This window comes from Oscillospiraceae bacterium, from assembly GCA_015067255.1.
Classification (GTDB): Bacteria; Bacillota; Clostridia; order Oscillospirales; family SIG519; genus SIG519.
Genome location: SVMS01000039.1, coordinates 1 through 15,287, shown reverse-complemented (window position 1 = coordinate 15,287; position 15,287 = coordinate 1). Strand labels below are relative to the sequence as shown.

Genomic DNA, 15,287 nt, shown 5'->3' with positions numbered 1-15,287 from the left:
TACAACATTAAAAAAGAACCTGGAGTTGATTAACTCCAGGCCTAAAAAAGTTTTACATTATCAAAAACCTTTGGATTTATTTGACGATTGCATTAAAAAGTGTTGCACTTAGTTTGACAATTCATCTAAAGCTCAATGTTTTTTTAGGGGGTTAGATTTTAGAAAGGCTTTGTTCGATGTCCTCGATAATGTCATCAACATTTTCAAGACCTACTGAGAAACGAACAAGACCGGGATTTATTCCTGCGCTTACAAGCTGTTCATCGCTAAGCTGTCTGTGAGTAGCACTTGCAGGGTGCAATACACAGGTTCTTATATCTGCAACGTGTACCTCGTTTGAAGCAAGCTTTAAGCCGTCCATAAATTTAACGGCATTAGCCTTTCCGCCCTTAACAATAATTGAAATTACACCGCTTGCGCCCTTTAAATATTTCTGAGCAAGAGCATAACAGCTGTCACTCTTAAGACCGGGGTAAATTACTTTTTCAATCTTGTCGCTTTTTTCAAAATACTCAGCAACCTTCATAGCATTTTCGCAGTATTGCTTCATTCTTATAGAAAGAGTTTCCAAGCCAAGATTTAAAAGAAATGCGGAATTTGCGGCAGGATATGCTCCGAAATCACGCATAAGCTGCATTCTTGCTTTAATTATATATGCCATTTTTCCGTAGGTTTCGGTGTAACAAATTCCGTGATAGGACTCGTCAGGCTCAGTAAATTCGGGGAATTTGCCGTTGGTCCAATCAAAGTTTCCGCTGTCAACTATTACACCGCCTACCTGAAGCGCGTGGCCGTCCATATATTTTGAGGTGGAATTTACAATTATGTCTGCACCAAATTCAATGGGCTTACATAAAACAGGCGTTGCAAAGGTGTTGTCAACAATAAGAGGAACATTGTGAGCGTGAGCCACTCTTGCAAATTTTTCTATATCCAATACTGTCAAAGCAGGGTTTGCTATTGTTTCTCCGAAAACAGCCTTTGTATTTTCTTTAAAAGCTTTATTGATAGTTTCTTCATCGTCATTACTGTCAACAAAAATACATTCGATACCCATTTTTTTAAGGGTTACAGCAAAAAGATTGAAGGTGCCTCCGTATATTTGCGAGGTGCTTATAAAGCTGTCTCCGGCATGGCATATATTTAAAATTGAAAGCAAAGAAGCCGCCTGACCGGAGGAGGTGCACATAGCGCCTATACCGCCCTCTAAATCTGCAATTTTTGCTTCAACAGCCATAACTGTAGGATTTGCAAAGCGTGAATATATCAGAGCTTTTGTAGGCTCGTCAAATACATCTCCTACGTCCTGAGTAGAGTCAAATACATAGGTGGTGCTTTGATATATAGGTACAACTCTCGGTTCTGTATTTTTAGGTGTGTAGCCTGAGTGTAGGCATTTAGTTTCGTCTCTCATTTTCTTATCCTTTCTTTAGAGTATTATATATTATTTACAGTATAGCATATAAAAATCTAAAAAACAATCTAAATTTTATATCGGTACTTGAAAAAAGTGTAAAAATTTGATAAAATAAAATGATTGAAAAATAAGATAGAAGTGAATTGATTGATATATTTTGATAACAGCGCTACGACAGCTTTATATGACGACGTTTTTGAGCTTGTTGCAAAGCTTTTAAAGGAGCAGTTCGGTAATGCTTCTTCCTTACACCGTCTTGGCTTTAATGCTGAAAAATATGTAACTGAGGCACGTATTCAGGTTGCACAGCTTTTACAGTGCCGTGAGGATGAGATTTATTTCACCTCGGGCGGAACGGAAAGCGATAATATTGCCGTATTCGGTACTGCTCTTACGAAAAAGAACGTGGGCAAAAGAATAGTTACAACGGAAATTGAGCATCCCGCTGTTAAAAACTGCTGTCTTGCTTTGGAAAAACAAGGCTTTGAGATTGTTTTTATTAAGCCTGAAAACAATAAAATAAACAATCAGGATATTCTTGATGCTATAACTAAAGAAACTATTTTGGTAAGCTGTATGTCCGTAAACAACGAAACGGGCGAAATCCTTGATTTGTCGGGAATAAAAGAGAAAATGAAGCAGGTTGGAAGCAGAGGGCTTTTCCATATAGACAATATTCAAGGCTTTGGAAAAATCAAAAATATTTTAAATTATTCTCCAGACCTTGTGAGCATCAGCTCCCATAAACTGCACGGTCCCAAGGGTGTAGGCGCTCTTTATATAAAGAAGGGTACAAATTTTGTTTCTCATATTTGCGGCGGCGGTCAGGAAAAAAATATCCGCAGCGGAACATATAATATGCCCTCTATTGCAGGCTTTGGACTTGCTTGCAAAATAAAGACGCAAAAAATCAATGAGGACAAGAAAAAGGTAAACGAGTTAAGTGCTTATCTTATTGAAAAATTAAAGGCACTTCCCTTTGAGGTAATACTTAACATACCCTCAAATCATTTGGGATATATAGTAAATTTTTCTGTTACGGGCATTAAAAGCGAGGTGCTTTTGCACTTTCTTGAGAGTAAGGATATTTATGTATCATCAGGCTCCGCCTGCTCGTCTAAATCGAAAAAAGGCTCTCCTGTGCTAAATGCTATGGGGCTTGAGTCAAAGGTTATTGACAGCTCAATAAGAGTAAGTTTTTGCGCTTCTAATACCAAAGAGGAAATAGATGCACTTACACAGGCGCTTATTGAAGCTGATAAATCTCTTGCAAAAGTAAACCCGAAAGGATAAAGAATAATGAGAGAAATAATACTTTTAAAGCAAGGCGAAATGGTGCTTAAAGGTCAGAACAAGCGTACCTTTGAGGAACGCCTGATGAAAAATTTAAGATATGTTCTTCGTCCTCTCGGAGAATTTAAGCTTTACAGCGCACAGTCTACTGTGTATGTTGAGCCTTTGGGCGATGAGAATATAGATACTGCCGTTGTTGCTCTTTCAAAGGTTTTCGGTCTTAATACAGTTATTCGCTGTGCTGTATGTGAAAAAGATATGAAGGATATTTCCGCCAAGGCTCAGGAGTATTTATATGAGCGTCTGAAAAACGCTAAAACCTTTAAGGTTTCGGCGAAAAGGGCAGATAAAAAATTCCCCTTGACATCTCCTGAGATTTGCGCTGAATTAGGCGGTAAAATTTTAGAAAAATTTTCTCATTTAAAGGTAGACGTAATAAATCCCGATGTAACTGTTTTTGTTGAGGTAAGAGATTACAATGCCTTTATAAGAGGGGCGGAGGTAAAAGGTGCAGGCGGAATTCCTGTTGGAATGAGCTCAAAAGCACTACTGCTTCTTTCAGGCGGAATTGACAGTCCTGTTGCAGGTTATATGACTGCAAAAAGAGGAGTTATAGTGGAAGCAATTCATTTCCATTCTTACCCTTACACCAGCGAACGTGCAAAGGAAAAGGTAATAACTCTTGCAAAGAAAATGAGTGCATATACAGGAAGAATAGCCTTGCATATTGTTCCCTTTACTCAAATTCAGGAAGAGCTCAGAGATAAATGTAAAACCGATTTATTCACAGTGCTTATGCGCAGAATAATGATGCGTATAGCAGAAAGAATAGCAGAGAAAACAGGCGCAATAGGACTTATAACGGGAGAGAGTATAGGTCAGGTTGCCAGTCAGACCATGGAGGCTATGGCGGTTACAAATTCCGTTGTAAGTATTCCTGTATTTCGTCCTGTAATTGCTCTTGATAAAGATGAAATAATTGAAATTGCCAGAAAAATAGATACTTTTGAGACCTCTGTCTTACCCTATGAGGATTGCTGTACAGTCTTTGCTCCCAAGCACCCGAAAACAAAGCCGAAGCTCTATGAGCTTATAGCTGAGGAAGCAAAGCTTGATATGGAAGCTCTTATACAAAACGCAGTTGAAAATACCGAGCTGATGATAGTTTAAAAGAAAGGATTTGAGTTTATGATTTTCAATACCTTTATGCCTGTGCGTGTGATTTCGGGAACAGGCTGTGTAAAAGAATTTGACTATTCCTCCTTTGGCAAAAAATGTCTTATAATGACAGGGAGAACAGCGGCGCAAAAAAGCGGACTGCTTGATGACCTTATTGCTGCTCTTGAAAAAATGTCGGTAGAATATATAACCTTTTCGGAGGTTGAGCAAAATCCTCACGTCAACACCTGTCATTATGCAGGAGAGCTGGCAAGAGAATTTGAAGCTGATTTTATAATCGGTGCAGGCGGCGGCTCTGCTATGGATGCGGCAAAGGCAGCGGCTGTCTACACTAAAAACCCCGACTTTGAGCCCAATGATATTTTTACAAAAAAAGTAACCTCTGCGCTTCCTTTTATCCTTATAGGAACTACTGCAGGAACGGGAAGCGAGGTTACTAAGGTTTCGGTACTGAGCTTTGATTTTAACGGAAAGCCCTATAAAAGAAGCTTTAAAGATGACCTTACCTATGCAACTGTTGCCCTTTGCGACAGTACATATACAAATACACTTAATTGGGAAATTACATCTTCCTCGGCTCTTGATATTATATGTCACGCCGTTGAATCCTATTTTTCAAAACAGGCGGACTGCCTTTCCAAAACCTACGCTCTAAAAGCTATTGAAATAGGCTGGAAAGCAATAGTTAAAGCTCATTGGCAGAATATAGTTGAAAAGCGTCAGATAGAGGGCGCTTGCAGACAGGATCTTTTAACTGCTTCTATTTTCGGCGGTCTTGCCATAAATAAAACAGGAACCTGTTTTCCTCACGCTTTGAGCTATGCTCTGACATCCCGTCAGAATATTATACACGGTAAAGCCTGTGCGTATTTCTTACCCGAATTTATCCGCAGAATGTCAAAGATTGATGAAAACGGGGTAAAGCTTATTGCGGAAGCTACGGGCGAAGCTTCTATTGACGATTTTATAACAGGAATCGAAAGTCTTAGCGGGGCTCGTCCCACTTTAAGTATTGACGATTGCTATGAATATACAGAGCTTAGCAAGGATTCCGCAAGCATAAGAAACGCTCTTGTTAATTTGGAAGAGCAAGAAGTTTTTGAAATTTATAAAAAGCTTTTTACAAATAAATTCAATTAAAAGAAAGAGGTTTTTTAAATGTTAGACATTAAAAATTATATTGATGATTTTCCCAATTTCCCCATTGAAGGCGTTTTGTTCCGTGATATTACTCCTATTTTAAAAAATCCTGAGGCTTATAACTTTACCATTGACAGCTTTATTGAAATAATTAAAGAAAAATTCCCCGAGGTAACTCATATAGTTGCTCCCGAATCCCGTGGCTTCTGGATTGGCTGTCCTGTTGCGGCAAAACACAATTTACCCCTTATCCCTGTCAGAAAGCCCGGAAAGCTTCCCGGTGAAAATATCGGTGTTGAGTATTCTCTTGAATACGGAAACAACGGCCTTTTTATGCGTAAGGGCGTTATAAAAGAAGGAGACAAAATAGTTATTATTGACGATATTTTAGCTACAGGAGGTACCCTAAGAGGAATGGAAGAGCTTTGTGAAAAGCAGGGAGCTAAGGTGCTTGGCTCTATTATGCTTATAGAGCTTTTAGACTTAAAGGGAAAAGATAATGTTAAAGCACCTGTATATTCTTTAGTACAATATTAAGGTGATATTTAATGCGAGCAAGAAAGAAAAAACATACAAACGACCGTTTACAAAAGCACAGCGACATTCTTTTAGAATGTCAGCTTTTGGAAAAGGAAAGTATATTTAAAAACAATAACCCTATGCACCTTGAAATAGGCTGCGGAAAGGGAAGCTTTATAACGGCGGCGGCACAGCAAAACCCTCAAATCAACTTTATTGCCATGGAAAAGGTGAGCGACGTTGCGGTTATGGCGGTAGAAAAAGCGGCAGAGGCACAGCTTGAAAACGTGCGCTTTATTATTGGTGATGCGGCAAATTTACAGGAGCTTTTCAGTCCTCAAAGTCTTGAATGTGTATATATAAATTTCTGCGACCCGTGGCCCAAAAAGAAGCAGCATAAAAGAAGATTGACACACCCCAACTTTTTAAAGCTGTATAAAGAGCTTCTTACCTCCGGCGGCGAAATCTGCTTTAAAACAGACAATCGGGACCTTTTTGATTTTTCGGTTGAGCAGATGGGAGCTTTTGAAGGCTTTGAACTTACTTATGTAACCTACGATTTGCATAACAGCGACAGAGCAAAGGATAATATTATCACTGAATATGAGTATAAATTCAGCTCTCAGGGTATGCCTATACATATGCTGACTTTGAAAAAATTATAAAAATAAAGCTTTGGGTTAAACTATCGGCGTGAAAGTTTTTGAAACGGTGAGGTGGCTGTCATTCAGTATTTCAACTATCACGCTATTGCTAAAAAGCTAATTGCACAGAAAAAGCTTATTGCTTATTATTATACTCAAAGGCATAATAAAATTTCTCCTGCTCTTGTGCTTTTGTTTGACGATTATGCGCACCCTGTTTTGCCAATAAGGCAAGAACGTTGGAAAGAGTATGAGAAAATTTTACCTGAGGACAAACGAATATCAAAGATATGGGTTGCACCCTAAAGGGCAGTAAAAAGAAGTACGAAAAATTCGTACTTCTTTTAATTTTGCATCATACCGCCACAAGCAAGGCATTTGGACGCTAAACGCCACTTGCTAAGAGAGAGCCTAAAGCCCTTTCACCCATCTCAAAAAAAGTGATATTGTGAAACAGGTCTCACAGTGTTATTTTGTATAACAGCAAAGTTATATTAAAACCTGCGGTTTTAGTGTTATTTTATCGCCTTAAAACTGCCCAAGACAAATATAACTGCGAAGCAATACAACTCGCCTTTGGCGAATAAAACTGGCGTTGTGTCCTTACGGATACAATGCCTTCGTGGTGTTTATTTTTTTGCAAAAAATTACACTAAATTGCACAGTATGTTTTAAAAAATAGAAGCAAATAAAAAGAAAGGAGTAATAAAAATGAAAAAGATACATTATGTTATTGACAAATACGGCTCAGTAACCCCTGAAATATGCGACGGAGTTATAGAAAATGAAAATAACGTAACCTTGCTTACAGCAAGCTTCCCCGAAGAGCTTTCCGACTATATAAAAACGGTTATTTTTAAAACTGAAAAAAACATACTTCTTGCAGACGGCTCAAAAACAAAAAAAGTTCAGCTTGTTATAGATGATAAGGGAATAGAGCTTCAGAGCAGTCTTATAAATGCAAGAATAAGTGAAATTTCCTTTAAAGCACTTTCAAAGGATCAGGTCAGATGCTTTACAACTAAAATTTCAAGCTTTCCGTTTCTATCTGATTCCTTGACGGCAGATGCGGGAGCACCTTATCCCTTACCGTCGGGACTTGTTTTTAAAAGCGGAAAAAACATAGAAATTAACGAGCAAAAAAATGAAAGTATAAGAAAAATTTGTATAGCTATGGCTTCTCCATTGGAAGAAAAGCTTGACATAACAGATGTGAAAGGACTTTCCGATGCTCTTGAAAACAAGCTTGATAAAACTGGAATGGGAGAAATTACCGACAACAACTATTCGGATGCAGATAAAGCTGTTGTGGACAGAGTAGCGGCGCTTGAAGTTGAAGATTATGAACCGAATCTTTTAAAAAAAGCTGTGAAATACGCTAATCATGCAACTTATGCTATGGTTGCGAATTCAAGCGAGAGAAGCTCTGCTGCTATTGGATATGTAAATATAGACGGCAAAGTAAAAACCATATATGAAGAAATAAATAAAAGAATGACTTTCCCGAGTGTTCATAATATAAATACTCAAAATTTATCTGTTACTTTTATGAATAATACAATTTACAACTCTTCCGAAAGCTCTCCGTTGAAATCACTTACCATAAATGTTTCTTATGTTACCGTAGGAGATACTATGGGGATTGATTTTACCTGTCTTGATATGCCCTCTGTTACTGTAAATTCAAGCGTAGATGTCGCCTTTGTATATAAAGGACTTGACTGCGAGGACGGAATCTTTTCTCCGGCAAGCGGAACACGTTATAATCTTACACTATACTATGACGGCGTGCGTATGATCGTATACGTGGCATGATAAAATAGAATGTAGAACGGAGACACTTCATATGAAGTAGCCTCCGTTTTTCTATGCAAAATACAAATAACACTTTCAAAGATTGAAAATGTAATGGGTTATATGCTTTGAGAAGGGCAAATACTTGCTGAAAAAAATATCCTTTTCGGTGGGTAAAGTTATATTGCAAACTAAAGTTTGCATTGATATTTGACCTACGGTCAAGTTATATGAAAGCCTTACGACTTTCGTTATATTATATTCGCCCCGAAAACTGTCCGAAGGCGAATATAATTGAGGCGCACTTCCTTACGGAGTGCGCCTCAATTACAGTCATTTTTTTACGGAAGGATATTTCCTGCGCTTGTATATATTTCGTACCATTCTTCTCGGCTTAACTTTATGTCGCAAGCCTTTATACAATCAAGCATTCTTTGAATGTTCATAGTGCCGATAATTGGCTGCATATTTGCAGGGTGTCTTAATATCCACGCCAAAGCTATACAAGTGCTTGAAACACCGTAAGCTTTTCCTGTTTTTTCAAGACATTCATTTAGCTTTTCAAACTTGGGGTTTCCAATATAAGTACCTTCAAAAAAGCCGTATTGGAAAGGAGACCAGGGCTGAATTGTGATATCGTTAAGTCTGCAAAAATCAAGAACGCTTCCGTCACGGCAGACAGCACTGTCATTTTCCATATTTACATTTATTCCGTTTGATATCATAGTACAGTTTGTTACGGAAAATTGTAGTTGATTAACGTTTATAGGTACGTTTAAATGCTTTTCCAAAAGCATAATTTGCATAGGATTATGGTTAGATACGCCGAAATGACGCACCTTTCCGCTTGTTTTGAGAACATCAAAGGCTTCTGCAACCTCTTCGGGCTCACATAACGCATCGGGACGATGAAGCAATAAAACATCAAGATATTCGGTGTTGAGTCTTTGAAGAATTTTATCTACAGAGCTTAATATATGCTCCTTTGAAAAGTCATACATTCCTTTTTTAATTGCGCATTTTGACTGAATTATAACCTTTTCGCGTACAGACGGGGACATATTAAGAGCCTTTGAAAAAAGTCTTTCACACTCTCCGCCGCCGTAAATGTCTGCGTGGTCAAAAAAGTTTGCGCCGTTTTCTATTGCGGTTTTTAAAAATTTTTCGGCATCCTCAGGCTCTAAACCTGTAAGCCGCATACAGCCGATTGCAACTGCAGGAACGGTAAGTCCTGTTTTTCCAAGCTTTACATATTTCATTTTATCACTGCCTTTTTTCTACAACGCTAAGAAGCTTTTCGGGAGTTGTATGAGAAAAAATTGTATATCTGGGTATTCTCATAAGGTCTATACCCGGCTTTGCGTGGTTTTCATAGGTGGAAAAGCCGTATTTGAAGCCAAGCTCTCTCAAAAAGCTTCTGACAGCTTCGTTGTGCTTTCCGATAGGATATGCAATATACTCACAGCCGTTAAGCTTTTCCTTACAGATTGTTATGTCGTCAATAACCTCTTGCTTATTAGAGGTTGTATAGTCAATGTGCTTATCGTGTCCGTGGCAGGCAAAGAAGAAAACATCTGTATTTTTTTCGATATCTGTTTTATTTATATACTGCCAAGCGTTAGGGTCGGGGTTATATTCCATATCGGGAACATCATAAAACCTTGTCATTGAAAAAAGTATTGCCTTATATCCGTATTTGCGTAAAATAGGGGCTGCAATAGCTATATTGCTTTTATATCCGTCATCAAAGGTTATAAGAACGCTTTTTCTTCTCAAGGTTTTTTCACCCTTTAAAAAGGCAATAGCGTCCTCGTGGGAAACAGCCTTGTAGCCGTTGTCATACAGTATCTTGATTTGCGCTTCAAATTGGGACTCTGTGTGGATAATTGAATTTCCGCTGACCTGCTGCGCATATTCGTCCTTCACCAAATGGTGAAACAACAAAATAGGAAGGCCCGATTCGTTGACATTGAAGCCTGTGGGGTCTTCAGGCTCTTCTACCTCAGAGCTTGAGGGCAAAGAGGAAATTTCGCTTTGAATTTGTGAGCTTAAAATGCTTTCAGAGGAAACATTTTGTTCAGGCACTGAATTACAGGAGCATAAAAGCAGCACGGGAAGTAATAATAAAAATAATTTTTTCATAATAAAGGCTGACCTTTCTTTTGTTAACTGATTTTTAAATTATTTTGTTATGCTTGAAAAAGAAATGAACTTATGATATACTACAATAGTTATAGTATGCTCAATTAGGATATCAAATTCAATCTGTAATGTCAAGGAGAAAAACGAATGGACAATTTGCATATAGAACAGCAGATTACAAGAACCTTAGAAGAAAATTATATGCCTTATGCGATGAGTGTTATTATTTCCCGTGCTATTCCCGAAATAGACGGTTTTAAGCCATCTCACCGCAAGCTTTTATATACGATGTATAAAATGGGACTTATAAATAATGCCCGTACAAAGTCTGCTAACGTTGTGGGACAGACAATGAAGCTAAACCCTCACGGCGACCAGGCGATTTATGAAACTATGGTGCGTCTTTCAAGGGGACATCAGGCATTATTGCACCCTTTTGTAGACTCTAAGGGAAATTTCGGAAAAGCCTATTCGAGAGATATGGCATATGCGGCTTCAAGATATACAGAGGTTAAGCTTGACCCTATTTGCACAGAGCTTTTTGCAGATATAGATAAGGATACGGTTGAATTTGTAGATAACTACGATAATTCTATGAAAGAGCCTACCTTACTGCCCACTACTTATCCTAATGTGCTTGTAAATGCCAATCAGGGTATTGCTGTCGGTATGGCTTCAAATATATGCTCATTTAACTTGTCAGAGGTTTGTAAAACCGCTATTGAATATATAAAAAATCCCGAGCATATAATATCTTCAACTCTTATTGCTCCCGATTTTTCCACCGGCGGCACAATAATAATGTCCCACGATACTATAAACGAAATTTACCGTACAGGAAGAGGCTCCTTTAAGGTACGTGCGAAATATACTTATGACAAAAAGGAAAATTGTATAGAAATTACAGAAATTCCCTATACTACCACAGTAGAAGCTATAATGGATAAAATATCCGAGCTTTATAAGGCGGGAAGTCTTAAAGAAATTTCTGATATCCGTGACGAAACTGACCTTAAAGGTCTTAAAATAACTATAGATTTAAAGCGCGGTGTCGATGCTGATAAGCTTATGACACGCCTTTATAAGCAAACTCCTCTGCAGGACAGCTTCCCTTGTAATTTCAATATTTTGGTTGGCGGTATGCCCAGAGTTATGGGTATTGCCGAAATTTTAGAGGAATGGACGGCTTTCCGTACAGAATGTATTAAAAGACAGGTCTTTTTTGACCTTAATAAGAAAAAAGAAAAACTGCATCTTTTGTACGGCTTAAGAGAAATTCTTCTTGATATTGACAAGGCTATACGTATTGTCCGTGAAACAGAGGAAGAGGCAGAGGTAATTCCTAACCTTATGATAGGCTTTGGAATAGATGAGGTGCAGGCTGAATATATTGCAGAAATAAAGCTGAGAAACCTTAATAAAGAGTATATTTTAAAGAGAATAGACGAAACCGAGCAGCTTGAAAAGGATATTGCCGATTTAGAAGAAACTCTTCAGAGTAAAGCAAAAATCAGAAAAATAATTATAAAACAGCTTGAAGCTGTTGATAAAAAATTCGGCACAAAAAGACTTACCGATATTGTTTATCAGGATGAAATAGAGGAATACAGCGAAGAAAGCAATATCGAAGATTATCCTGTAACAGTATTTATAACAAAAAGCGGTTACTTTAAAAAGATAACTCCTCTCTCCTTGAGAATGGGCGGAGAACATAAGCTAAAAGAGGGCGATACAATAGCTCAAAGCTTTGAAACCACAAACAAAGCAGAGCTTATAGTATTTACCGATAAATTTCAGGCTTATAAAGCTCATCTTTACGATTTTGCAGATTCAAAGGCAAGCGTGTTAGGTGAATATTTACCCTCTGTTATGCACTTTGAAGAGGGAGAAAACGTTGTTTTTGCAGTTGTTACTACCGATTATAAGGGCTATTTATGTGTTGCTTTCAGAAACGGTAAAGTAGCTAAGGTTGAGCTTTCCTCTTACGCAACCAAAACCAACCGCAAAAAGCTTATAAATGCATATTCTTCAAAGGAGGAAGCAGTTGCGTTTTTACAGCTTGAAAACGATTGCGATTTAGTGCTTCATTCTTCAAACGGCAAGGTGCTTATAGTAAATACAGGCGCAATAGCACCTAAGGCATCAAGAGATACTCAGGGTGTTGCCGTAATGACTCAAAAGGGTAAAAACTATCTGTTTAAAATGGATTTTCTTAAAGAGGATACCTTTAAAAAGCCCGATTATTACAGAACAAAAACTCTTCCTGCCGTTGGCTGCTTCTTAAAGGGAGAGGACCAGGATAACGATCAATTAACACTTTAATTATAGCCTTTTGAAAGGATAGATATAAATGGGATTTTTAGAAAAGCTTTTTGGTATCGGAAGCCAAAAGGAAGTTAAAAGAATAATGCCTCTTTTGGAGAAGGTAAATTCTTTTGAAGAAGCATTTAAAAAATTATCCGATGAAGAGCTTAAAGCAAAAACAAACGAATTTAAAGAGCGTATAGCAAACGGTGAAAGCCTTGACTCCTTGCTTCCCGAAGCCTTTGCAACGGTGAGAGAGGCATCAGAAAGAGTTTTAGGTATGCGCCATTATGACGTTCAGATTATCGGCGGAATTATTCTTCATCAGGGAAGAATAAGCGAAATGAAAACAGGTGAAGGTAAAACCCTTGTTGCTACCTTGCCCGCATATCTTAACGCTTTAAGCGGTAAGGGTGTTCATATAGTAACGGTAAATGATTATCTTGCCCGCCGTGACAGTGAATGGATGGGAAAGCTGTACCGTTTTTTAGGCCTGAAGGTTGGGCTTGTAGTTCACGGACTTGATACAGCTCAGAAGCACGAAGCGTACAATGCGGATATTACTTACGGAACAAATAATGAATTCGGCTTTGACTATTTGCGTGACAATATGGTTAACTATAAAGAGCAGATGGTACAAAGAGGACATAATTTTGCAATAGTCGACGAGGTTGACTCTATTCTTGTGGACGAGGCAAGAACTCCTCTTATAATTTCAGGTGCTGCTGAAAAAAGTACACAGATGTACGAATTGGTAGACCGTTTTGTTCGCAAGCTTAAATGGCAAAAGGTTCCCGAGCTTAATGATAAGGAAAGCTATGACAGCTATGACTGTGATTACGTTGTTGATGAGAAGGCAAAAACTGCTATTCTTATCAAAAACGGTGTTGATAAGGCTTGCGAGCATTTTAATATTGAAAATCTGACAGACCCTGAAAACAACGAGCTTTCTCACCATATCAATCAGGCTATAAAGGCTCACGGCGTTATGCGCAGAGAGGTTGACTACGTTGTTAAGGACGGAGAGGTTTTCATAGTTGACGAGTTTACAGGCCGTATTATGTACGGAAGAAGATATTCTCACGGCTTGCATCAGGCTATTGAAGCCAAAGAAAATGTCAAGGTTGAAAACGAGAGCCGCACTTTAGCTACAATAACCTTCCAAAACTATTTCCGTCTTTATTCAAAGCTTTCGGGTATGACAGGTACTGCTATGACAGAACAGCAGGAATTCCAGCATACCTACGCTTTAGACGTTGTGGAAATACCCACAAATAAGCCTATGGCAAGAGTGGACAGCCCCGATGTAGTATATAAAACAGAAGCGGGAAAATTCAACGCAGTTATTGACCAGGTGGCTGAATGTCACGCAAAGGGACAGCCTGTACTGGTAGGTACTATTTCCATTGATAAATCAGAATATCTTTCCTCTTTACTTAAAAAACGTGGTATAAAGCATGAGGTATTGAATGCTAAATATCACGAAAAAGAGGCGCAGATTGTTGCACAGGCAGGTAAAAAAGGCGCTGTAACTATTGCTACTAATATGGCAGGACGTGGTACCGACATTATTTTGGGCGGTAATGCGGAATTTCTTGTAAAGCAGGAAATGAGAAAGCTTCAGTATTCCGAAGAGCTTATAAATGAAGCTACAGGCTTTGCTGAAACAGATAATGAAGAAATTCTTGAAGCAAGAGCAAAATACAAGGAAATCTATGAAAAAATAAAGCCTCAGCTTGATGCCGAGGGCGAAGAGGTTAAAAAGGCGGGCGGTCTTTTCATTATAGGTACCGAGCGTCACGAAAGCAGACGTATTGACAATCAGCTGAGAGGTCGTTCAGGCCGTCAGGGAGACCCCGGACAATCCCGTTTTTATCTCTCTCTTGAAGATGACCTTATGCGTCTTTTCGGCGGAGACAGAGTTACAAACATTATGAATGTTTTAAAGGTTGATGAAAATCAGCCTATTGAAGCAAAAATGCTTTCAAACTCAATAGAAAATGCCCAGAAGAAAATTGAGGGAATAAACTTCCAAAGACGTAAAAATGTCCTTGAGTATGACGATATAATGAATAAGCAAAGAGAAATTATCTATGCTCAGAGAAGAAGCGTGCTTGAAGGTGCTGACCTTAAGGATACCATTACAAGAATGATTGAAGAAAGCATCAGTACAACAGTTGACGAGCTTACCACTGACAGCTTTGTAGAAAATTGGGACTTTGCTGAAATCAGAAATCGCTACTTAGGAATTTTCCTTTCAGACGATGATTTGAAATATACTGTTGATGAGCTGGAAAATTTAAAGCGTGATGATATCAAAAATACTCTCATTGAAAAAGCTATGGCGGTTTACGCTAAGAGGGAAGAGGAAAATACTCCCGAAATTATGCGTGAGGCTGAAAGAGTATTGCTGTTGCGTGCGGTTGATATTAACTGGATGGACCATATTGACAGTATGGACGATTTGAGAGAGGGTATAGGCTTAAGAGCATACGCTCAGCGTGACCCTATAGTAGAGTACCGTATGGAAAGCTATGATATGTTTGACATTATGGTAAATGAGATTAAAGAGCAAACTGTAAGAAGTGTTTTAACTGTTACCGTAAAAAGACAGGAGCAGCTTGTACGTAAAGAGGTTGCTAAGGTTACAGGCTCTTCTCACAGCGGCGAAAAGCCCAAAAATCAGACAGTACGCAAAACTAAAGAAGAAAAGGTCGGCAGAAATGACCCTTGTCCATGTGGCTCTGGTAAGAAGTACAAACAATGTTGTGGAAAATAGCCGTTTAGCCCTTATTTTATAAGGGTTTGCGAGAATTGAGGTTGAACTCAAAAACACAAAAAATAGCCCCAAAATG

12 protein-coding genes are annotated in these 15,287 nt (G+C 38.4%); 9 read left to right on the top strand and 3 right to left on the bottom strand.

Going from position 1 to position 15,287, the window contains the following annotated elements; translation table 11 throughout:
• Positions 1 to 151: 151 nt before the first annotated feature.
• Positions 152 to 1,414 (bottom strand): O-acetylhomoserine aminocarboxypropyltransferase/cysteine synthase, encoded by a 1,263-nt coding sequence (locus E7480_07975; protein MBE6904526.1) that lies wholly within the window; start codon positions 1,412 to 1,414, stop codon positions 152 to 154.
• 150 nt (positions 1,415 to 1,564) lie between these two features.
• Here E7480_07975 and E7480_07970 point away from each other — a divergent pair, with 150 nt between their 5' ends.
• From E7480_07970 to E7480_07940, 7 genes are all read left to right on the top strand, one after another.
• Complete coding sequence (locus E7480_07970) at positions 1,565 to 2,710, top strand: cysteine desulfurase (GenBank protein ID MBE6904525.1); 1,146 nt, start codon at positions 1,565 to 1,567, stop codon at positions 2,708 to 2,710.
• A gap of 6 nt (positions 2,711 to 2,716) precedes the next feature.
• Positions 2,717 to 3,880, top strand: coding sequence for a tRNA 4-thiouridine(8) synthase ThiI (gene thiI / locus E7480_07965; GenBank protein ID MBE6904524.1), 1,164 nt, complete (start codon positions 2,717 to 2,719; stop codon positions 3,878 to 3,880).
• 18 nt (positions 3,881 to 3,898) lie between these two features.
• On the top strand, positions 3,899 to 5,029 hold the full coding sequence (locus E7480_07960) for an iron-containing alcohol dehydrogenase (GenBank protein ID MBE6904523.1): 1,131 nt from the start codon (positions 3,899 to 3,901) through the stop codon (positions 5,027 to 5,029).
• Positions 5,030 to 5,047: 18 nt separating this feature from the next.
• Positions 5,048 to 5,566 carry an adenine phosphoribosyltransferase gene (gene apt / locus E7480_07955; GenBank protein MBE6904522.1) on the top strand — a complete coding sequence of 173 codons (519 nt, stop codon included), beginning with the start codon at positions 5,048 to 5,050 and terminating at the stop codon, positions 5,564 to 5,566.
• A gap of 11 nt (positions 5,567 to 5,577) precedes the next feature.
• Positions 5,578 to 6,213 (top strand): tRNA (guanosine(46)-N7)-methyltransferase TrmB, encoded by a 636-nt coding sequence (trmB, locus tag E7480_07950; GenBank protein ID MBE6904521.1) that lies wholly within the window; start codon positions 5,578 to 5,580, stop codon positions 6,211 to 6,213.
• Between the two features lie 60 nt (positions 6,214 to 6,273).
• On the top strand, positions 6,274 to 6,498 hold the full coding sequence (locus E7480_07945; GenBank protein MBE6904520.1) for a thermostable hemolysin delta-VPH: 225 nt from the start codon (positions 6,274 to 6,276) through the stop codon (positions 6,496 to 6,498).
• Positions 6,499 to 6,903: 405 nt separating this feature from the next.
• The gene (locus tag E7480_07940) at positions 6,904 to 8,007 is read left to right on the top strand and encodes a hypothetical protein (protein ID MBE6904519.1); all 1,104 of its coding nucleotides are present in this window, start codon (positions 6,904 to 6,906) and stop codon (positions 8,005 to 8,007) included.
• Between the two features lie 320 nt (positions 8,008 to 8,327).
• Here the strand turns inward: E7480_07940 and E7480_07935 are convergent, their stop codons facing one another.
• Positions 8,328 to 9,245 carry an aldo/keto reductase family oxidoreductase gene (locus tag E7480_07935; GenBank protein ID MBE6904518.1) on the bottom strand — a complete coding sequence of 306 codons (918 nt, stop codon included), beginning with the start codon at positions 9,243 to 9,245 and terminating at the stop codon, positions 8,328 to 8,330.
• A gap of 4 nt (positions 9,246 to 9,249) precedes the next feature.
• The gene (locus tag E7480_07930) at positions 9,250 to 10,128 is read right to left on the bottom strand and encodes a hypothetical protein (protein MBE6904517.1); all 879 of its coding nucleotides are present in this window, start codon (positions 10,126 to 10,128) and stop codon (positions 9,250 to 9,252) included.
• A gap of 147 nt (positions 10,129 to 10,275) precedes the next feature.
• On the opposite strand from E7480_07930, the gene E7480_07925 reads away from it, so the two are divergent.
• Together E7480_07925 and secA are read left to right on the top strand one after the other, a co-directional pair.
• Positions 10,276 to 12,450, top strand: coding sequence for a topoisomerase IV (locus E7480_07925; GenBank protein ID MBE6904516.1), 2,175 nt, complete (start codon positions 10,276 to 10,278; stop codon positions 12,448 to 12,450).
• 28 nt (positions 12,451 to 12,478) lie between these two features.
• Positions 12,479 to 15,211, top strand: coding sequence for a preprotein translocase subunit SecA (gene secA / locus E7480_07920; protein MBE6904515.1), 2,733 nt, complete (start codon positions 12,479 to 12,481; stop codon positions 15,209 to 15,211).
• The last annotated feature ends 76 nt before the right edge of the window (positions 15,212 to 15,287 follow it).